The sequence below is a fragment of the Planktotalea sp. genome (assembly GCF_018607965.1).
In the GTDB taxonomy this organism is placed as follows: domain Bacteria; phylum Pseudomonadota; class Alphaproteobacteria; order Rhodobacterales; family Rhodobacteraceae; genus Planktotalea.
In genome coordinates this window covers 1-20,371 of record NZ_JABBAM010000145.1, presented here as the reverse complement: position 1 = coordinate 20,371, position 20,371 = coordinate 1, and the positions used below count along the sequence as shown (strand labels likewise).

General features: G+C 52.9%; 22 protein-coding genes and 1 pseudogene. 9 read left to right on the top strand and 14 right to left on the bottom strand.

The window, feature by feature from the left end:
* Positions 1-14: 14 nt before the first annotated feature.
* The 5 genes from QZ279_RS12935 to QZ279_RS12915 form a co-directional block, all read right to left on the bottom strand.
* Positions 15-563, bottom strand: coding sequence for a tetratricopeptide repeat protein (locus QZ279_RS12935; protein WP_293451520.1), 549 nt, complete (start codon positions 561-563; stop codon positions 15-17).
* A gap of 101 nt (positions 564-664) precedes the next feature.
* On the bottom strand, positions 665-1,585 hold the full coding sequence (locus QZ279_RS12930; RefSeq protein WP_293451518.1) for an ADP-ribosylglycohydrolase family protein: 921 nt from the start codon (positions 1,583-1,585) through the stop codon (positions 665-667).
* On the bottom strand, positions 1,563-1,943 hold the full coding sequence (locus tag QZ279_RS12925) for a DUF2237 domain-containing protein (RefSeq protein ID WP_293451516.1): 381 nt from the start codon (positions 1,941-1,943) through the stop codon (positions 1,563-1,565). The genes QZ279_RS12930 and QZ279_RS12925 overlap by 23 nt, the downstream gene beginning before the upstream one ends.
* Positions 1,944-1,945: 2 nt before the next feature.
* A complete protein-coding gene (locus QZ279_RS12920) occupies positions 1,946-3,109 on the bottom strand; it encodes a serine hydrolase (protein WP_293451514.1) in 1,164 nt (387 codons plus the stop codon).
* Positions 3,110-3,190: 81 nt separating this feature from the next.
* Positions 3,191-3,550, bottom strand: a complete 360-nt coding sequence (locus QZ279_RS12915; protein ID WP_293451512.1) for a hypothetical protein — start codon at positions 3,548-3,550, stop codon at positions 3,191-3,193.
* Positions 3,551-4,015: 465 nt separating this feature from the next.
* Here QZ279_RS12915 and QZ279_RS12910 point away from each other — a divergent pair, with 465 nt between their 5' ends.
* From QZ279_RS12910 to QZ279_RS12900, 3 genes and pseudogenes are all read left to right on the top strand, one after another.
* Positions 4,016-5,221 carry a flagellin gene (locus QZ279_RS12910; RefSeq protein WP_293451510.1) on the top strand — a complete coding sequence of 402 codons (1,206 nt, stop codon included), beginning with the start codon at positions 4,016-4,018 and terminating at the stop codon, positions 5,219-5,221.
* A 70-nt stretch (positions 5,222-5,291) separates the two neighbouring features.
* Complete coding sequence (flaF, locus tag QZ279_RS12905; protein ID WP_293451508.1) at positions 5,292-5,660, top strand: flagellar biosynthesis regulator FlaF; 369 nt, start codon at positions 5,292-5,294, stop codon at positions 5,658-5,660.
* Positions 5,660-6,081: pseudogene (locus QZ279_RS12900) on the top strand (flagellar biosynthesis repressor FlbT). Before flaF ends, QZ279_RS12900 begins: the two are co-directional and overlap by 1 nt.
* A 74-nt stretch (positions 6,082-6,155) precedes the next feature.
* Here the strand turns inward: QZ279_RS12900 and pth are convergent.
* Together pth and QZ279_RS12890 are read right to left on the bottom strand one after the other, a co-directional pair.
* Positions 6,156-6,839, bottom strand: coding sequence for an aminoacyl-tRNA hydrolase (gene pth, locus QZ279_RS12895; protein ID WP_293451506.1), 684 nt, complete (start codon positions 6,837-6,839; stop codon positions 6,156-6,158).
* A gap of 104 nt (positions 6,840-6,943) precedes the next feature.
* Entirely contained in the window at positions 6,944-7,591 is a 648-nt protein-coding gene (locus tag QZ279_RS12890) for a 50S ribosomal protein L25/general stress protein Ctc (protein ID WP_293451504.1), read from the bottom strand.
* Positions 7,592-7,729: 138 nt separating this feature from the next.
* Here QZ279_RS12890 and QZ279_RS12885 point away from each other — a divergent pair, with 138 nt between their 5' ends.
* The 6 genes from QZ279_RS12885 to QZ279_RS12860 all read left to right on the top strand — a co-directional run bounded on the left by QZ279_RS12885 (position 7,730) and on the right by QZ279_RS12860 (position 14,647).
* The gene (locus QZ279_RS12885; RefSeq protein ID WP_293451502.1) at positions 7,730-8,878 is read left to right on the top strand and encodes an MFS transporter; all 1,149 of its coding nucleotides are present in this window, start codon (positions 7,730-7,732) and stop codon (positions 8,876-8,878) included.
* A 487-nt stretch (positions 8,879-9,365) separates the two neighbouring features.
* The gene (locus QZ279_RS12880; protein WP_293451500.1) at positions 9,366-11,372 is read left to right on the top strand and encodes an Ig-like domain-containing protein; all 2,007 of its coding nucleotides are present in this window, start codon (positions 9,366-9,368) and stop codon (positions 11,370-11,372) included.
* 9 nt (positions 11,373-11,381) lie between these two features.
* On the top strand, positions 11,382-11,561 hold the full coding sequence (locus QZ279_RS12875) for a hypothetical protein (protein ID WP_293451498.1): 180 nt from the start codon (positions 11,382-11,384) through the stop codon (positions 11,559-11,561).
* Between the two features lie 73 nt (positions 11,562-11,634).
* Positions 11,635-12,558 carry a dihydrodipicolinate synthase family protein gene (locus QZ279_RS12870; RefSeq protein ID WP_293451496.1) on the top strand — a complete coding sequence of 308 codons (924 nt, stop codon included), beginning with the start codon at positions 11,635-11,637 and terminating at the stop codon, positions 12,556-12,558.
* Entirely contained in the window at positions 12,555-14,015 is a 1,461-nt protein-coding gene (gene hydA, locus QZ279_RS12865; protein WP_293451494.1) for a dihydropyrimidinase, read from the top strand. The genes QZ279_RS12870 and hydA overlap by 4 nt, the downstream gene beginning before the upstream one ends.
* Positions 14,012-14,647 (top strand): aspartate/glutamate racemase family protein, encoded by a 636-nt coding sequence (locus tag QZ279_RS12860; RefSeq protein WP_293451492.1) that lies wholly within the window; start codon positions 14,012-14,014, stop codon positions 14,645-14,647. The genes hydA and QZ279_RS12860 overlap by 4 nt, the downstream gene beginning before the upstream one ends.
* 27 nt (positions 14,648-14,674) lie before the next feature.
* On the opposite strand, the gene QZ279_RS12855 is transcribed toward QZ279_RS12860, so the two are convergent.
* From QZ279_RS12855 to QZ279_RS12825, 7 genes are all read right to left on the bottom strand, one after another.
* Positions 14,675-15,610: an AEC family transporter gene (locus tag QZ279_RS12855; RefSeq protein ID WP_293451490.1), complete on the bottom strand. Its 936-nt coding sequence runs from the start codon at positions 15,608-15,610 to the stop codon at positions 14,675-14,677.
* A 6-nt stretch (positions 15,611-15,616) separates the two neighbouring features.
* On the bottom strand, positions 15,617-16,414 hold the full coding sequence (locus QZ279_RS12850; protein WP_293451488.1) for an MBL fold metallo-hydrolase: 798 nt from the start codon (positions 16,412-16,414) through the stop codon (positions 15,617-15,619).
* Positions 16,414-17,220 carry a TatD family hydrolase gene (locus tag QZ279_RS12845; protein ID WP_293451486.1) on the bottom strand — a complete coding sequence of 269 codons (807 nt, stop codon included), beginning with the start codon at positions 17,218-17,220 and terminating at the stop codon, positions 16,414-16,416. The genes QZ279_RS12850 and QZ279_RS12845 overlap by 1 nt, the downstream gene beginning before the upstream one ends.
* A gap of 43 nt (positions 17,221-17,263) precedes the next feature.
* Positions 17,264-18,409, bottom strand: coding sequence for a DNA polymerase III subunit delta' (locus QZ279_RS12840; RefSeq protein WP_293451484.1), 1,146 nt, complete (start codon positions 18,407-18,409; stop codon positions 17,264-17,266).
* On the bottom strand, positions 18,406-19,035 hold the full coding sequence (gene tmk / locus QZ279_RS12835) for a dTMP kinase (protein ID WP_293451482.1): 630 nt from the start codon (positions 19,033-19,035) through the stop codon (positions 18,406-18,408). The genes QZ279_RS12840 and tmk overlap by 4 nt, the downstream gene beginning before the upstream one ends.
* Positions 19,036-19,039: 4 nt before the next feature.
* Positions 19,040-20,227: a D-alanyl-D-alanine carboxypeptidase family protein gene (locus QZ279_RS12830; protein ID WP_293451480.1), complete on the bottom strand. Its 1,188-nt coding sequence runs from the start codon at positions 20,225-20,227 to the stop codon at positions 19,040-19,042.
* A 27-nt stretch (positions 20,228-20,254) separates the two neighbouring features.
* Positions 20,255-20,371 (bottom strand): SPOR domain-containing protein (locus QZ279_RS12825; protein WP_293451544.1); only part of this gene is annotated, 117 nt, incomplete at its 5' end.

The window sequence follows — 20,371 nt, the reverse complement described above, 5'->3', positions numbered from 1 at the left end:
GTGTCTGTTCGAACTTAGTAGTTCGAGGGCGTGCCGCGCAGCGCCATGGAAAGGGCCGTGTAGGACCATGTGTTGCGCCCACCACGTTCGCGGATTTGGGCCAACTGTTCAAGTGCGCCGTCTTTGTCGCCATTGGCCAGCAGACCTTGGCCCATGTAGGAGCGCGCAAGGATGTAGTCAGGATTGATTGTCAAAGCGGCTTCATAGAAATCCATTGCGACCGCATGGTTGCCCATCTTGCGATTTGTAAAGCCACGGTAGTTTAAAATGCGTGGGTCATTCTGATCGGCGGCTGCATCAAGCACATGCAATGCGTTCATGTACTGGCCATCATACGCCAATTCGCGGGCCGCGAGGTAGAGTTGATCGTCCGAGAAATTATGCGCTTCGACTTTCAAGCATTTTTTGGACTCTGCGTCGTATACCTTGCCCTTCTTACACTTTTTCGTCGTGTTCGTTGGTTTGGGTGGTGTTTCTGAGCCTGCGGCGTGAATGACCTGTGGTGCGCCAACCATCAAGCTAACCGCGAGAAGGGCAGAGAAGAAAAATGAAATTTTTGACATGTGCTTATTCCTTTGTTGTGCCTGTTGCGGTGCCACTTAGAAAGGGCGCGTTGCTTGGGCGTTGTACGAGGGTAACGTGTCGTCGATCGGTTCTATTCGAATTAATTTAGAATATTTTTTGAAAGCGTCAAAAGAGAGGACGCGTTGTTGGTCGCAAGCACCCATTCTACGGGGATCGCGTCGATCCCATAGGCCGCACCTGCAAGGGCGCCGACCATGATCGCGCGCCCACAGTTATCGCCGCCTGCGAGGATGTTTGCGTTGATTGCGTTTTGATAGGATGTTGTGTGACTGAGGATATGAAACGCAAGCGGCATGCCTTGGTTTAGATGGCACGGGCGGCCTGTTATTTCGCCGTAAGCGACGCTGTCTTGTTTTGGTGTGTTGAGTGCCGCTTGCAGCAAAGGGTCGCGTGTGGCTGCATTTTGCAGGGCATCGGGCAGGGATGTGCCAGACAGGACATCGGCCAGCATATTTGCGAAGATCAGGGTATAGTGATCGGCGCCTTCATTTACGTTCGTCACATGCACTGCGCGTTTTACCTGCGCGTGAAAATCCGTTGCACCATGATAGCGCGCAACGATTGTGGGAAGTGTCGCAATGGCGGGGTGTTGATCGTCATCAATGCCAGAGGGCGTGCGCTTGTCTGCCAAGATATTATCCACCGTGCCGCGTGTCGGGCGATCAATGTAGCCGTAAAAACTGCCACCCATGCCGAAATGTGCGGCGAAGGCATCTTGATAAAGCGTCACGTCGAACCCGTTGTTTGCCGCGATGGAACGCATGGCAAGGGACAGAACTTCACCGTATTGGCTTAGATCGCCATCTTGTTTTGCGGCGTGGGCGAAGTACGCAGGAACGCCCTCGAAATTCTTTGCATCAATCGGGGTGAACGCAGGTGTCTTGCTTGAAACGTCCGCGATGCGCGCGGGATCATAATTCCAGTGGTGACCTAGCGTGGCAGCGTCCGCGACAAGCGCACCCATTATGGCGGCGGTTTTAGGATTGGGCAGTGTGGTCATAGAGCTTTAGAACCTCCAAAGGCACGATTTGCGTTGCGCGTTGATGTGTTGCGGCCAAGTTTACCAAAGGCGCGCAGCGATCGTCATGGGCCTGCAGGAAACGCGAGGCACACAGACACCACGCGTCCCCGTCTTTCAGACCTGCAAACCCGTATTCGGGACGCGGTGTGCTGAGATCGTTGCCCACGTATTTGGAGAATGCCAGAAACTCTTTCGTGAGAATGGCGGCAACGGTGTGGCTACCTTGATCTGCGTCACAGGTGTTACAATACCCATCGCGAAAGAACCCTGTCAGAGGGTCCGTGCCACACAGCGCTAAGGGTGCGCCCAAGACATTTATGCTGTCGTCTTTTTCCATGTTTACAGCCCCTCTGCGATCATGCGGAAAATCTCGATGTTATAATCGTCCACACCCTCGTCACGAAACTTGCGATCTGCGCCATTGGTTGCAACCACAACGCCAAGGGGGCGATTTATATAAATGTATTGCCCGTAAATTCCTCGTGCAAAGAATTCACCAGCGCGTCCGTCTTTTGGCATCCACCATTGATAGCCGTAGCCATATTCGCCCGCATCTGTTGGGGCCGATGGCACGGTTGAGGCAGCAACCCAATCCGCGGGCACAATCTGCGTTCCGTTATACGCGCCGTTCTGCAAAAACATTTGTCCCACGCGCGCATAATCGCGTGTGCGAAGGTTCAAACCACCCAGCGCGAAAGCCACCCCATTGCCGTCTGTCAGATAGTAGGGGCTGGCCTCTAGGCCCATGGGTTGGATCACCTTCTCAGACAAAAGCGGTGCGACCTCGCGGCCTGTGGCTCCGCGAATGACCATAGAAATGATGTGTGTGTCGATGGAAACATATTGCCAATCAACGCCGGGGATCGCGAAGGTTTCGCTTAGTTCTGCCGCAAAGCCGTCCATGGACCCACCCAGCGCCAGCACGCGACCCATTTTATTGATGTCACTGCTTTGATCTAGGTAGTCTTCGTCAAACGTCACGCCGCTGGCCATGTTCAACACATTGCGGATCGTCGCGCGGTCATATGCGCCGCCCTTTAGGGAAGGCGCGTATTTCGTGACGGGGTCATCAAGTGACGCGATTGCACCCTCGGCTAGAATGATACCCATGAGGGATGACAAATAGCTTTTGGCAACAGACCAAGAAATGCGCAGGTCCTCGGGGTTGGTGCCTTGGTTATAGCTCTCATGCACGAGCGCTCCGTCTTTCAGAACGACCAGCGACGTGACCGTTCGATCCTTGACCCATTGGTCGACCTCTGGTGCGAGTGTGGTTTGCGCGCCCTTGGGCAGTTCTGCGACAGGGCCATCGCCGCGTGGCACATCGACCGATAGGAAGGCCACGTCCATGCCAGAGAAATTCGCAACGATCTTTTCTTCTTTGAAAAGCGAATTGACCGCCAAGAGCCGCTTGATTTCTTCGCGTTTCCAAATGCCGAATGCTATAGCGATGATCGCAAGCACGAGGACGGATCGGATGAGATATTTGAAGATGCGGCGCATGTGTATGTTTCCCTTTGGGATAGAAAAGCACGTAGGACGGGCAGAGGCAAATGCGAGGGATGAAGCCCCGTCTTTTTGCACTTAGGCGAACATGACCAATATCAACATGACTGTGGTGACCGGCCCCCAAATGCGGCGTTCTTGTTTAGATGGCGTGATCCAATTCAAGGTCGTAGACAGGATTTGCAATACCAGCAGGGCCCAGCCCGTCCAAATTGGCCAATTCGGCCAATACCCTGCCGCTGAAAGCATTGCTGCCGCCATCGCGAGCAAGAGCAAGATCGAAACACCTGCAGCAAACCTGTTGCCGATTGGCAATTTGCCCGCGTGCTGACCCCCTTGCGTAAATCGTCCCCAAGGTGCGCCTGCGATCAGACAGATCTGGAAGAGGATCGTTGTTGCGATAATGAATGCAAAGAGGGTGGCTGCGAGTTGTGTCATGTGGGGCCTTTGAGGAATGGCTGTGAGATATTAACGACGTGACAGTTAAAAGGCGAGGTCGTTCTGCTTAGCATCACTTCAATTTAGGACCAGAAACTCTCTTCAAGATGGCCCAAATAGTAAGCTTCATCACGAGGTCAAAACAGTGCCGGACGGATTTGCGCACACGTGCAAAAGCGCAATGAGGAGGCACGCGTCATTCGGAGTGAATGCTGCATTCGATCAACCTCAAACCCTTAAAATTTATGGCAAAACACCCATTCATAGGACGTCTTCATTAGGAGTATCTTAGTTCTTTTCGCAGAAATGTTTGTTGCGCTCTACAAATGAGCGGCGTGGAATTTGCAAGCTGGTTAAACACATCACCTATCAAAGCCACACAGTCAGGATGACCTTTTGGTCGCTCTACATATAGAGCGAAATTTTTAACGAGCGCAAAGCGCGGAAGCCTAAAGGATACACTAAATGTCAAGCGTACTTACAAACAATGGTGCAATGGTTGCACTCCAAACTCTGAAATCCATCAATTCTAATCTCGGCCAAGTGCAAAGCGAAATTTCTACAGGTAAATCCATTTCTTCAGCTAAGGATAATTCTGCAGTTTGGGCGATTTCCAAAGTGATGGAATCGGATGTCAAAGGTTTCAAGGCAATCTCGGACAGTCTTTCATTGGGTAAATCGAAAGTTGCTGTTGGCCAAAACGCGGCTGAAACTGTCGCGGATCTTCTTACTGATATCAAAGGTAAGATTGTTGCGGCGCAAGAAAGCAACGTTGACCGTGACAAGATCAATGCAGATGTCACCGCTTTGAAAGAGCAGATCGACTCGGTCATTGGTGCCGCGCAATTCAATGGCCTTAGCTTAGTGGGTGGTGGCGCAAACGTTGACGTTCTCTCATCGCTGGATCGTGACGCGACGGGTAATGTGTCAGCAAGTAACATCACAGTTGTCACACAAGATCTCTCCACAGGTGGTTATGCGGCCAAAGATGTATTTGCGACTGGTGGCGGCGGTGAAACGGCCAGTGGCGATGCGTTTTCATTTTCACTGGATAACGGTGGTGGTTCGGACACTCTGACAATTGCAGTGGGAACAACCTTTGCTGCGGGTGACAAGGTTTCTGTCCGTATTGGTGAGCAAGTTGCGTCCTACACATTGTCACAAGATGATGTCGATGCAACGACGACTGATGATATGGTTGCTGTGGGTCTTAAAAACGCGATTGACGCCCTTGGCGTTGATGGCATGGTCGTCGATTATGATGCCGGTAGCCCCGGCGAACTTGCATTCACCAATAACGGTACTCAGGACACGGCTGTAACGGGTCAGTTCACGAATGCTGGTTCTGGTGGTCCTGGCGCGCTTTCATCCATTGATGTAGGCGCTTCGAGTGATCCGGCAGGCGCACTGTCTGCAATCGAGGGTCTGATTGATACTGCGATTAGTGCTGCAGCATCACTTGGTTCGGCTGCTGGCCGTATTGAAACGCAGTCAGATTTCATCGGCAAGCTGACAGTTTCGTTCACATCTGGCATTGGTTCATTAGTTGATGCAGATATGGAAGAAGCGTCTGCGAAGTTGCAGGCACTTCAGGTTCAGCAGCAGTTGGGTGTGCAGGCGCTATCCATCGCGAACCAAGCACCACAGAGCCTTCTGTCCTCGTTCAGATAAAAAGCTTGATGAAGAGCGGGGTCTAACCCGCTCTTCACACCTGCAAATTTCTTAGGGAAAGTCGATAAAAATGAGCAAAGCTCAACTGGCTGCTAATGGGTATTCCAATGGTGGAGAACGCGTAAAAGATTTCCGAACTCAAGAATATGATGTGATCATAGGTGTAACTCGGGATCTTCAGAGACTTCGCAACGATGCAAACGCGAACTTCAATGACATTGTGAATGCCGTTCATAAGAATGAAAAACTCTGGATAACGATAGGTGCACTGGTTTCTGGCGACGCAAATGCACTACCGCAAAGCCTTAGGGCAAACCTACTCTACATCGCCAAGTTCGTCTCTCATCACTCAAATGACGTACTCAGAAAAAACGGCGGGCTTGACGTGCTTGTTGATCTAAATGTTTCGGTACTTCGCGGTTTGAAAGGAACGCTATAATGTCAGGTTTATCATTAAACTTAGCCCCGAAAGAGCGCTTTCTAATTAACGGCGCGGTTGTTGAGTGCGGACCACGAAGGTCACGCATCACGATCATAACGCCCAATACTCGGGTGCTAAGGATGAAGGACGCAATCCATCCAGAATGTTCTGAAACTCCATTGGGCAAATTTGCTATAACCTCCAGCTTGTTCTGACCGGAGATATCAAATTGGATGACAAGATGTTGATCGCAGCGATAGACAACATTGCAGCTATTCTTGTGGATTTGAGAAGTCGTGAAATTTTCGAAAGTGCTAAGTCTGCAGTGAAGGATGATAAGCCCTACACCGCACTCAAATTGATTAAACAGTTGCTCCCAATAGAAAAACATCTACTTGAAACGCGCCTAGAAAATTCAGTCGTTAATGGCAGTGCGTAGACTTAGATGTGAATGACGATTTTGGTCAAATTTGTTAAGATTAACCTTACAACGTTTTGGCGCGCACTAAACGCTCACCCCCGAAAGCGATCCGCTAGCTTCTGCATCGCGCTTCGTGTATCTTCAGCAGGCTCTGTGACGACCTTCGTTTTTGTGACTTCAGTAGGTTTTATCGATTTAGATGATCGGGCAGGGGCTGTGCACAAGGACACTGTATTCAAAAACCTTGGCCCATCGCCAGCAGCCAGCTCTTTTGCGCCATCCGCGCAGCCGCGGGTGACGTCGTCTAGCCAATCAGCTTCGGCCTTGGCAAAATCAGATATTACGTATCCAGCGACGCGGTCTTTGTGACCGGGGTGACCAATGCCGAGACGCACGCGACGGTAATGTTCGCCGATATGTTGATGGATCGAGCGCAGACCGTTGTGGCCTGCGTGTCCGCCGCCTTGTTTGACGCGCACTTTTGAGGGGGCGAGGTCTAATTCGTCGTGAAACACAGTCACATCATCGGGTGTCAGTTTGTAAAAGCGCATGGCCTCGCCGACGGCTTGGCCAGAAAGGTTCATGAATGTGGAGGGTTTGAGCAGCAGCACTTTTTCAGAGCCGAGATTGCCCGAAGCCACCTGTCCTTGAAATTGGGACTTCCACGGTGTGAACCCATGATCGCGCGCGATTTCGTCCAGAACCATAAAGCCAATGTTGTGGCGGTTGCCTGCATATTTTGAACCAGGGTTTCCAAGGCCAACGAAAATTTGCATGGGATGTGTCCTCGTTCAAAAGTCGGGTCGATGGGCAACAGTACAATAAAAAACGGGGCCTGCGAAAGGCCCCGTTCTAATTCGTATTACGTAGGGCGCGAAGATTACTCTTCGTCGCCTGCCGCTGGTACGTCTGCCGCATCAACGTCTTCGCCGCTGTCTTCATTGTCCGAAGACTTGAGGCCAGATGGCGCGGAGAGGTTCGCAACAACGAAGTCACGGTCGATTGTTGGCTTAGACCCAGCTGGAAGCGTGATGTCAGAGATGTTGATGGTGTCACCAACGTCAATACCAGTCATATCAACGACTAACTTTTCAGGGATATCGCCAGCCGTTACAATCAGCTCAACTTCTGGACGTACAGCGTTCAGAACGCCGCCACGCTTGATACCAGGTGCTGCTTCTTCGTTGATGAACTCAACTGGAATGAACAGGTTGATCTTTGTAGTCCGCTTCAAGCGCATGAAATCGACGTGCGTTGGCAGGTCTTTCACAACGTGACGCTGAACATCGCGGCAGATGACGCGAACGTCGTCGTGGCCTTCGATTTTCAGGTTCAAAAGCGTGGATTTAAAGCGACCGGCCTTAAGTGCTTTCAAGAGAACGTTGAAAGGAACGTTAATTGGTGTTGGGTCAACATCACCACCAAAAACGATACCAGGCACCATGCCTGCGCGACGTGCTTGACGAGCGGCGCCCTTGCCTGTCCCCGTACGGACCTCAGCGTGGAAGTCAGGAACTTCTCCAGCCATATTATTATCTCCAAATGTTAGAGCGAAGTGCCTCCAAGGCTGTCACCTCGCGTGAAGCCGCGCGTATAGACGGGAATCGCGGGTAGGGGAAGTCTATTTTTCCTTGCAAAGTCGGGTGCTGCCCTCCAAGTCATCGCTATGAGTTTTATAAACAATTTTATGACCGATCTTCGGGTCTCGCGCGCTCCCGCAGGGGGCTTTGTGCTTGAGGGGCTGTATTGGGGAAGTTTCGCGGCCTTGGTGCCCGACATCAAAGCCGCAATCGGTGCGAGTGATGGTGAATTCGGTCTCGCGATGTTCTTCGCGGCCCTTGGTGCGGTAGGGGCGATGTGGTTGGCCCCGCGAGTGGAATTAAAACTGGGTGCGCGCGCAATGCAGGGCGCAGCTTTGGTCATGGCGTTGGCCTTTTTGCTCCCTGGTATGGCGGCCAGCGTTGCGTTTTTCACGGTTGCTATGTTGTTGGCTTCGGCGGGCTCTGGATCGCTTGACGTGATCATGAACACACATGTTAGCGGGATTGAAGCCGAGACGAAACGCTCGTTGATGAACCTAAATCACGCGCTTTTTTCATTCGCTTACGCAGGTGCGGCACTCAACGCGGGCTTCTTTCGTCAAGCAGGCTACAGCCCTTTGACGGTGTTTTTTGTGATACTGGTTCTGACGTTGATCATTGTCCCCTTCATGTTTCATAGGCCCGCGCCGATCGAGCAAGAAAATGCGTCAGCCCCATCAAGGGCGCGCAACGGACTGATGTTCTTCGGCGGCTTAATCATTTTGATCGCGTTCTTGTCAGAGCAAGCAACGGAAGCATGGTCGGCTTTGCATCTGGAGCGCGGGTTGGGCGGAAGTGCGGCACAAGGTGCGTTGGGGCCAGCAATTTTAGGTCTGACAATGGGTGTTGGCCGTTTGTCGGGACAATTCATTGCGGCGCATGTTCGGGAGACGATTGTTTTGCAAATTGCTGCCGTTATCGCCGCAACAGGGCTGATCATTGCAGGCAGCGCGCCAATTCTGATTGTTGCCTATGCCGGGTTTGGAATTTTGGGCTTGGGCGTATCCGTGATGGCGCCCATGGCGTATTCTGCGGTGGGCAAACGCGTCAGCAATCAGCAACGGTCTTTCGTGATCGCTCGGATTTCAGTCATCGGGTACATGGGCTTTTTCATAGGACCTCCTGTCATGGGTGGTTTGTCCGAAGCTTTTGGACTGAGCGTATCCTTTTTTGCGGTGTCGGCCATTTTATTGTGCGTGACGGTTTTTCTAGCGCCAGGCTTGAGGCACCAGTAGGTTGGCGCAGGTGCAATGAAGTGTCTGACTACCGTATAGGCAGTATTAGGCGAATTATTGCTTAAGTTATGGAAAACAGAGTGTATTCAACAAACTGTTTCCGGTAACTTACTTGAGATTCACAGTTTTAATATCAGCTAATGTGCTAGCTTAAACCTCTCTAAATCGAGGTTTATTGTTCGGATCACGACGTTGATTCGGAAAAGTGTTTCGGGGGAAACGTGTAGTGCCAGTTGAAGTAAATCAGTTTATCTATGGAAATAGCCTTGTCAATTTTGCGGGCGGTTCTTTTGAAAGCAAGGTGCCCTATTGGATGGGTCAATTCGCCGAAGCCGCTGGCAACACTTGCAATGCGAACGGCGGTTAAGGTTTCCTGCGTCAGTTTGCAGATCGTGAAGAGCCTGGCAACGAGTGGGGCTTTCAAGGTGTAGACGGTGTTTGGGATACCGACACGGCTGCTTTCAGCGACATTGCTTTTGATTCAGTGATGATTACGCCCGCCAACTTCATTCAGGATCGTGCCCCCGATGATAATTACGCAGGTGAAGATCGTTCGCCGCTGGATGCTACAATTGATGTCGTGCGTGACACCCTTGTTGATCAACCAGGTGCGCAGATATTCATTTACGAGGGTTGGGCCGACCTAGGCACCACATTTGGGTTCCCTGTTTCTGAGTCCGAGCTTGATCAATTTCACGCGTATTACGCTGGCGAATATCACGATTGGTACGTCGAATTTACAGATGGCATCAATGCGGCTGTTCCAGAAGCCGATGTGCAACTTATCCCAGTTGCGTCCATCATGGCTGATTTGTTCACCGACGGTCCATTGGCAGGTCTTACGCTGGATGATTTGTATGTCGACAGCGCGCCCCACGGGACGGAGACGGTCTATTTCCTAGCCAGCATGATCACGTACCCAGCAACCTATGGTGAAGCGGTCCCTGCTGATTTCGAAATTCCAGATACGATCAATCCTTTGGTTGCAGATAATTTTGATGTTTTGAACACGCGTATTGACGAATTACTGAGCGCAGGCTCCTCTGAGCCAGTTGAGCCGAACACTGACCCTGATGTCGAAGGTGAAACAGCCGAGCTGGGCCAAGACGAAGTTGCAGTTATCGACCTTTTGTCAAATGATAGTGACCCCGATGGTGATCCACTTAGCGTGGTGTCTGCCGATGGTGCCGCGTTTGGTACGGTTCGTATTGTCGACGGCCAAGCAATCTATACGCCCAATGACGGGTATGTAGGCGCGGATCAGTTCACTTACGTTGTAACAGACGGTCAGGGCGGTTTTATTGAGGGTGTCGTAAACGTACAAGTCAATGCGAGTGACATCGTTCCAGAGCCCACACCGGAGCCGGTTGCGCCAGAGCCAGTATCACCAGAACCGACTGGACCAGAACCTACCGTTTTGCCTGAACCTGCGCCAGCACCAGAGCCTATAGAACCAGGTTCCATCGGATTTGCGGCTAATTTCTTTAGCGTTTCAGAGGATACATCGAGCCTCTCAGATGTTGATTTCAGCGGGGAGCCTACGTCTGTTGGCTTTGTTGATGCGCTTCAATATCTTGAGGTGACCGGCTCTTTCACGGACGATAGCAGCGCTGATTTCTTCGCGTCTGAGTACACAACAGTATTAAATGTGACTGATACAGGATCGCATCAAATCTTCTTGTTGGCGGATGGTTTTGCTAGGGTGATCTTGAACGGCGATGTTATTTTGGACTCTAGCGATACCGAACAGGGTGACTTGATGTCTGTTTGGACTGATCTCGACGCCGGATCATATGATTTACAAGTGCAGTATCTTGAAATTCAATGTGAACAAACTTTGAACTCAGATTGGGCTGGTCCGTCAACAGACGGCGAAGTCGTTCCCATGGTCGGGATCTTGCCAAGCGAAGCGCCTGAGGAGGACAATGCTGTCCCCGTTATCATTGCTGAAGATGAAGTTGTGATAGAAGATCAGGTGCAAACTGAAAAAGATGTTATCGTCGAAGATATTCCCGTTGCAGAACCAGCTGTAGAAGCACCTAAGGAAGAAACACCAGACGTTGATTTAGGTGAAAAACCCCGAGTAGAGGCCCCCGCGACGCCAGTCGGCGTGTTAGAGGCTGCGGGTGAAACCGAGTTTAATGTTGTGTCCGTTGAAACAACCGCGACGTCGCCGGATGGGGTAGATTTTTCTGGCGCGACAAACATTGGACAAACGACCAATGGGATTTCGCTTGCATCCACTGATGGTGCATTGCTCGATGGTGGACCCAGCGATAGTGGCCTTCAGTTTAGCGCGCAAATTTCTGTGGAAACTGCTGGTCTGTATGAAATTGGATTGGCTGCTGACGACTACGCTGTGGTTAATATTAGTGGGCTACCTGTTGTGGGTGTTGAACCAGGGGATGACGAAGACACGCAGTTCAATTTTATTTTTCTGACTGCAGGTGACCATAGTGTTGAGGTTCAATATTTGGATGTGGGTGGCGCGTAATCACTTGACGTGTCTTGGGCTGGCCCGGACACGAATGGTGAATCGCTGCCTATTGGGGATTTGCCACCACAAGATGCAGTTGCCTCGCTTTTCAGCGATGACGTATCTGCGCGTTCGGATGAAGAAGCGTTTGCAATTTCCATGAGCGAAGCGGAACAGACCGAACAAGACATGTCCTTCGTGTTCTAAACGTTCCGCGCTCTTGCGCTTTCGGCCTCTCTCGCACATCGTGGCGATAACTTAGCCAGTGGGAGAGGCCATCATGATCCATCGCAAAAGCAACGGTGTTTTTGTTATCGCAGCAACACCGTTTACGGACGAGGGCGCACTCGATCTTGCCAGCACTGACCGCATGGTCGACTTTTACCTAGAGGTCGGCGTGTCGGGCATGACGATCCTCGGTATCATGGGCGAAGCGCCAAAATTGACTGCGGATGAATCGCTCACATTTGCGCGCCATGTTTTGGCACGTGTGGATGGTCGCGTGCCTGTTGTGGTTGGCGTTTCTGGGCCAGGTTTGGACAATATGAAAAACCTGACGCGTGAAGTGATGGCGGCAGGGGCGGCGGGTGTGATGGTTGCGCCGATGGCCAGCTTGAATACTGATGCCAAGCAAAAAGCGTATTACGCGCAAATCTGCAAAACCCTTGGTGCTGACGTTCCGATTTGCTTGCAAGATTACCCACAAACAACGGGTGTGAATTTCTCTGTCGAAACCTTACTCGAAATTTTCCGTGCGCATGAACAGATCGTTATGCTTAAGCACGAAGACTGGCCAGGCCTTACAAAACTATCTCGTATTCGTGCTGAAACGGGCGAAGGCGCTGGACGCATCTCGATCCTCACAGGCAATTCGGCGCTATTTTTGCCCCAAGAAATGCAACGCGGGGCGGACGGCGCGATGACAGGTTTCGCATACCCCGAAATGATGGTCCAAGTCGTTGCGCGTCATTTGGCGGGCGATGTGGATGGGGCAGAGGATCTGTTTGATGCCTACCTACCGATGGTGCGCTACGAACAGCAACTTGGCCTTGGCCTTGCGATCCGTAAAGAGGTTTTGCAACGCCGCGGTGTTCTTGCTAGCTCAAAAGTGCGCGCGCCGGGACCTGCGGTCAGCGCGCTGGACAAAGCCGAGTTAACGCGCCTGACAACGCGCCTTGAAGCAAAGCTGGCGGCGCTCGGATGATGTACGAAACAGTCATCAAAGGCGGGACATGTGTTACAGCGTCCGAAACCTTTGTGGCGGATATTGGCATCAACAAGGGCCGTATCGCGGCGCTTGGGGCTGATCTAGATGGCGCTGATATCATTGATGCACGTGATCGATTGGTCATGCCCGGAGGCATCGAGGCCCATGCTCACATCGCCCAAAATTCTGCGACAGGCGGGATGACGGCGGATGACTATACATCGGGTTCTATTTCTGCAGCATTCGGGGGGAATTCTTGCATTATTCCGTTTGCTGCACAGCATCGTGGGATGGGCGTCACGGAAACGCTTGATCTCTATGATAGCCGTGCGCAAGGCGCGTCGGTTTTGGATTATTCCTACCATTTGATTGTCTCTGACCCGACTGAAAAGGTCTTAACAGAAGAACTTCCAGCAGCCTTCAAACGCGGGATCACAAGTTTCAAGTTGTTCATGACTTACGACAAAATGCTCGTGAATGATGAACAGTTTCTGGAAGTTTTGACCGTTGCGAAAGAGCACGGCGCGCTGACGATGGTACATGCGGAAAACGCGGGCATGATCAAATGGATGACAGATCGTTTGTTGGCACGGGGTCTGAAAGCTCCAAAATATCATGCGCTTAGTCACCCTGCGCTTGCCGAAGAAGAGGCTATCCATCGCGCGATCTGTATGGCCAAGCTGGTCGATGCACCCTTGTTGATTGTCCACGTCAGCACGCCACAAGGTGCGGCCTTGGTCCAGAACGCGCGTCATGCTGGCGCGAAAATATACGGCGAAACCTGTCCGCAATATTTGTTTCTGACACGTGATGACATGGACAAACCGGGGATGGAGGGTGCTGCGCTTATGTGTTCACCACCCTTGCGCGACACGGCCACGCAAGAGGTGCTTTGGACCCATATTCAAAGCGGAACGTTTGATGTTGTCAGCTCGGATCACTCGCCCTATCGCATGGATGACACGGGTAAGCTGGCAAATGGCCCAGATGCGCCGTTCACGGTGATCGCAAACGGAATGCCGGGCATTGGTGCGCGCCTGCCGATGTTATTTTCGGAAGGCGTCGGCAAAGGTCGCATCAGCCTGAATGACTTTGTCGCGCTTAGTTCGACCAATGCAGCGCGTCTTTATGGATTGTTGCCGCAAAAAGGAACGCTGACAGTTGGCGCAGACGGCGACATCGCGATCTGGGATCCTTCCGCAAAGGGTGTGATCAGCGTTGATAATCAGAATGACGCGTGTGACTATTCTCCGTTTGAGGGCTGGCAGGTCACGGGTCTGCCAATGACCGTCCTTAGCCGTGGTAAAAGGGTCATTGAGAACGGCAAACTCCTTGCCAAACCAGATCACGGTCAATTCTTGCCGCGTGCCAAATTCGACAGTTCAGGGCGCGCTGGTTACCGTGCGCCAGAATTAGATCCTGCGCAAAACTTCGGAGCCAATATCGCGCCATGACAATCATCGTGATCAACCCCAATTCGAATGAGGCTGTCACCCAAGGATTGCGCGACGCGCTCACGCCGTTTCCAAACGTGGACTGCATAACTCTTAAAGAGGGTCCATTTGGCATTGAGAGCCAACGCGACAGTGATAGCGTCATCTTACCGATGCTTGATCTTATACAAACGCACCCCGATGCCAGTGCCTTTGTGATCGCGTGCTATTCTGATCCGGGGATTGATACCGCGAAATCCGTGTGCAGCGTTCCTGTCTTCGGGATGCAAGAGGCCGCAGTGACCACTGCGATGTGTCGTGCAGATATGTTTGGAATAATCGCAATAGGGGAAGGTTCAATCAGGCGTCACCGTAAATATATGCGCCGCATGGGGGTGTTAGATCGGCTGGCAGGGGAACGCGCCCTGAACATGAGCGTGGATGAAACAGCGCGCGGAGCAAACACGTATAAACGCCTCACCGAGGTTGGCGCACAGCTTATTGAAGATGGGGCGCAGTGCCTGATCTTGGGATGTGCTGGAATGGCCAAACATCGCTCTCCCTTAGAGGCTGATTTGGGCGTTCCTGTCATCGATCCAACCCAAGCCGCCGTTGCGATGGCGCTCGGAACGGTCCTCGCTTCTTCTTTTTAAAATATCCTCGCCGAAGGCAAATCTTTCCTAAGGCAAGACCGACAACCAAAACCAAGCACTGAAAACGGATAAGGCTGTCGCGATCAAGACTGTGGAGGCTGCAACCCTTTGTGCGCGTTGGTACATGCTTGCGAAGATGTAAACGTTTACGCCAGGGGCCATAGCGGATGTCATGATCGCGGATCGCATTCCTGCATTCGAAACACCACTCAAGGAGCCAAGTAGGTAGGTGATTGTGGGATGTAGCAACAATGATAGACCGCACACAAAGAAGATCACCCGCAAATCACCCTCGGGACGATAGCGATACAAGATACCACCCAGCGCGAACAAGGCCGTGGGCAGGGCTGTGCGCACCATCATATCAAGGCCGCCTTGCAACGTGGCGGGGATGTTTAGCCCTGAAATATTCACCAAGAAGCCCAAAGCAATCGCGATAATTAGAACATTGCTGAACATCGCTTTCAGAACTGTCGCGGGTAAACGCGCTATGCTGGTTCCTGCCTCGCGCGCGCGCAAAAGTTCCATCGCTGTTATGCCCAAACCGTAACAAAAGGGCGAATGAAGCGCGATGATTGCGTAGTTTCCTGCGAGGGCTTCACTGCCATAGGCGCGCTCGGTTATGGCCAAACCCAGGAGGACAGAGTTTGAGAAGAGGGCGCAAAACCCAATGGCTACGCTGTCTTCCCAAGTGCGGCCAAAAATATGACGTGCTGCAAACAGCCCGATCGTGAAACAGACCGCTGCCCCCGTGTAAAAGCTAAACAAAAGTTTGGGGTCAAATCCTGATTGCAGATCAATATGGGCAAGCGCGTTGAAGAGTAAACACGGCACAGCAACTTGCTGCGCGAACTTCATAACCCCGTCGATGACACTGTCGTTCAGAAAGCCACGCCACACGAGCGTGTATCCAAATCCAACGACCAAAAAGACAGGCAAAATGACATCAATCAGCGCCTGCATCGAACCTTAAACCTCGTAGGTGATCTGCATGCCGTCAAACGCGGGTGCGATGTGATCAGCGGTTTCATTGGCGACGGTTTCGTAATCAAGATCGATATGCATGTTGGTTAATATCGCGCGCGGAACGTCAGACTTTTTGATCCACGCAAGCGAATTTTCCAGATGCGAATGGCTTGGATGCGGTGTGCGGCGTAGGGCATCCAAGATCCAGCAATCGGCACCCTTGATTGCGGCCCAAGCCTCGTCACTCATTGCAGAGACATCAGGCAAATAGGCGAGTGGGCCAATACGAAATCCGAGCGCATCTATAGAGCCATGTTCAATCTCAAAAGGCCGCAGTGTGATCGGGCCACCTGCGCCCTCAATCGTGAAGTCGCCGTCGATTGTGAACAGGTCCAGAATAGGGGGATAGGGTGACCCTTGGGGTTGAACAAACGCATATCCAAACCGCGACAGCAGATCGTTCTGCGTGGCCCCATCAGCCCACACAGGCAGGCGTGCGCGCATGTTGATAACGATCATGCGCAGGTCATCAATGCCGTGGACATGATCGGCGTGACTATGAGTGTAGACCACAGCGTCCAGCGCGCCGATCCCCGCATCCAAAAGTTGGCTGCGCATGTCAGGCGAGGTGTCGATCAGCACGCGCGTTGTCCCGTCTTCGCCGATACGTTCGACCAACATAGAGCACCGACGGCGCGCGTTCTTGGGGTTTTCAGGATCGCAATCCCCCCAATGTCCGCCAAGACGTGGAACGCCACCAGAAGATCCACAGCCAAGAATGGTGAAACGAAGCTGCGCCATTATGCGGCTGCCTTATAGGCGGCGACTTTGGTGAAGAGGCGTTCAAAGTTTGCCTCCGTCTGCGCCGCGAATTCCGCGATATCCATAGTGAATACTTCTGCGCCTACCCCTGCGGTGAAGGCCGTATAGGCTGGTTCATTGCGCTTGCCGCGTCGCGGGACGGGGGCAAGGTAGGGGCTGTCGGTTTCCACGAGCACACGATCAACAGGGGCGGCTGCAAAGATATCGCGGACTTCTTGGGATTTGGGGAAGGTCGCGATGCCGGACATTGATAGATAAAATCCCAGATCGAGGCAGGTTTTGGCCAATTCTGGACCGGAACAATAGCAATGCATCACGCAAGAATAGGGCGCGTTGCGGTGCTCGGCGCTAAGGATGTCGGCCATGTCTTGGTCTGCGGCACGTGCGTGGATGATCAAAGGCAGACCCGTGCGCTGCGCGGCCTCTATATGCACTTTCAAAGACTGCTTTTGGATGTCCATACTTTCGGCTGTGTAGTGATAGTCCAGACCCGTTTCGCCGATACCAACGAACTTGGGATGCGCTGTGAGGGCAAGCAATTCATCAAGGGTCGCAAGCGGTTCTTCAGCTGCACTCATCGGATGTGTGCCAGCGGCATAAAAGATTTTTGGGTTGGCATCGGCCAAAGCACGTACGCTGGGTTCGTTGCGCAAACGCGTGCAGATGGTGACCATGCGGTGCACACCTGCCTCGGATGCGCGGGCCAGTAGATCGGGCAATTCACCTTCAAATTCGGGAAAGTCCAAGTGGCAATGGCTGTCTGTGATACGCGGTTGTTTGGTCATGTGATCCTCGAAATTCTCTGTGCGAATTTTCGGCGGGGCGGGATCAGACAGCCGCCTGCGAAATATGTCTCAATGTATCTAGGATGAGCGCGGCAGGGTCAAGGTTCACAGCGCGCCCATGGCGTAGCTTTGCATCAACGTCTTGGGCGACTTCGGCCCAGCGACGGGCTTGGTGTGGATTGGGCGATAGTCGCGCGATCATCTCGGCCTCACCCTGCGCGGCTTCGGGGTAGGGCGTTGTGCCTAGCGTACCTGCGCGCGCAAGGCGGGCAAGGGCGAGGGCGATCAGATCTACCAACATATCCAACTTGTCCTCTGCACCGCGTTGGGCTGCGGCGTCAGCAAGGCGCAAAGCCCGCGAACGGTCCATGCGAGGAAGGCTGGCAAACAGGCCAACAAGTTCGCAGTAAATCGCGGGGCCAGACAGGTTGGTCATGCGGATTGCCTCGCCCACGGACCCAGACGTGAGTGCAGCAAGGGCGTTTTGATCCAGGTCAGTCTCGGGCAGAGCTTGGTGCAGCGCGCGTGCCATATCGTCGTCGCCAAGGGGCGAAAGACGCAATTCGCGACAGCGTGAACGGATCGTAGGCAACAGGCGCGATGGCTGGTGGCTGATCAGCAAAAGCGTCGCGCGCTCGGGCGGTTCTTCGAGACGTTTCAGCAAGGCGTTTGCGGCCTGCACGTTCATTTCGTCCGCCGCATCGACGATCACAACGCGGCGACCGCCCTCGGCAGAGGAGAAGTTGAAAAAGCCATTTAGTTTGCGCACATCATCAACGCGAATGTCGCTGGCAAATTTACCTGCTTCTAGGTTCCTTTGCTTGTCACTGTCAGTGGAACCCGCGCCCCCACGTCGCAACACAAAAAGTGACGGTTCCGCGCGCGCCGCTATGCGTCTCGTGACAGGATGCTCTGGATCAGTATCCAGCGTCGTTGGCCTTTCAGGCGCGCCAAACATGCCACCCTCATCACTGGGCTGGCTTAGCAAAAACCGTGCGATGCGGTAGGCGAGGGTGGCCTTGCCGGTGCCGCGCGGGCCGATCATCAGCCAACCGTGATGAAGCCGGCCTGTGTTGTAGGATTCAAGGAAACTGGCTTGTGCAGCATCCTGCCCAATCAAGTGGCCCGTATCACGCGGATGCGGTGCGCCTAGGATACGGTCGGGTTCTGGCAGGGTGTCATCGCTCATCCCAGATGGGCCTTTATGGTGCTGAGCGTATCCACCGCGATGGCGTCGATATCACGCGCGGCATCAATAATGCGAAAGCGCTCTGGTGCGGAGGCCGCAAGATCAAGAAATCCAGTCCGCATTGCCTTTTGTAGACCGGCGCCAAAATCTTCAAAGCGGCTGTCGATACTGTCACGTTCAACCGCACGCGTGTGGCTGATGTCTGGATCCATATCAAACAGCAATGTCAGATCGGGTTCGCGCCCGATCATAAGGCTGTGCAATTGATCAACCAATGCGCGCAGATCGCCGCGGCTTAGGCCTTGGTACATGCGAGTACTGTCTGCAAAACGATCACAAATAACGATTTTCCCAGCGGCAAGCGCGGGCAGGATCGTCCGTTCCATGTGATCGCGGCGCGCGGCAGTGAACAGCAGAATTTCGGTTTCCGCGGACCACCGATCCGTCTCGCCTTGCAACACCAGCGCGCGGATTTCTTCTGCCCCAGGGGAACCGCCAGGTTCGCGGGTCAGGATGACCTCGTACCCTTCAGCCTTAAGTGATGCCGCAAGGTGTTTTGCTTGCGTAGATTTGCCAGATCCATCAATGCCTTCAAAGCTGATGAAGCGCCCATTAGGCGTGCTCATGATCCTAGGAACCTTGTTCACCAGAGGCCTCTGGTGCCGCTGGGGGTTCATTCATCTGCGTGATCAAAAGTTGTGCCACAGTTCCGACCCGTGACATGAAGCCACCTGCGGGAACATCATTGCCCGCGACGAGCGGGATGCGTGTTTCTGGTAAGCCCGGTGGTGTGATGACCAGCTCTGCGATTTTCTGATCCTTAGCGATCGGTGCGGTTATCGGGCCATTGTAGATGACTTCTGCGACGACGTCGCCTTGCGAGGTGACGGGCATGAGCATCGACACATCTTTCAATGGCACCAAGGGAACATTCTGATCTCTGCCCATCCAGACTTCGGCGCTTGCAACAGCCGTTCCTGCCTTTGCGACGGGCTTCACGGCAAATTGGCGAAAGGCCCAGTTCACAATGGATTCGGCTTCTTCTGCGCGCGCTCGTGCGCTTTGAAAGCCTGAAATCACAAAAATTACGCGACGCCCGCGTTGCAATGCAGATCCCACCAGTCCGTATCCTGCTTCGCTGGTATGGCCTGTTTTCAACCCATCTGCACCGATGTCAAGCGACAACAATGGATTGCGGTTGCGTGTGTTTTGGGGGGCGCGACCGTCGAATTTAAATTCACGCTCTGAAAAGAGAGGGTAGAAATTGGGAAAATCCGTGATCAAACGGTTCGCAAGTAAAGCAAGGTCGCGCATCGACATGCGGTGTCCTGCTTGGGGCCAGCCATTTGAATTAGAAAACGTCGAGTTGGTCATCCCAAGTTGCTGCGCGCGCTGGGTCATGAAACGCGCAAAACCTGCTTCTGTGCCATTTGGGCTGAGGGCTTCTGCGATAACAGCGCAGGCATCGTTGCCCGACAAGACGATAATACCGCGGATAAGGTCCTCAACAGAAATGCGATCTGTCGTGTCGAGGAACATCGTCGATCCACCATATGACATCGCGTGCTGGGAGACTGGCAGTTTTTCATCCAAGGACAAGCGCCCGTCACGAACGGCTTCGAATGCAATATAAAGTGTCATCAACTTGGACATGGACGCCGGAGGTAACATTTTGTCAGCGTTCTTGTTTAACAACACAGTGCCAGTTGTTTGGTCGATCACGAACGCAGATGTCGCGCGGGTTTCAAACGCGCTGGCAGGCAAAGTTAAGAACAAAGTCACAACCAAACAAATGCTGGCGTTGATTAGATGGCGCATGTCGCTGCCCTCCCTGTCGAAGGTGTGTTAATTGTTCACAGCATAGGCATCTGCAAAGCCCGATGCCTTAATCTTTTTCAAAAGCGCGCTGCGTTCGGCGCTTGTTTGCGCAGGACCAACAAGAACACGCCAGAATGTTTTGCC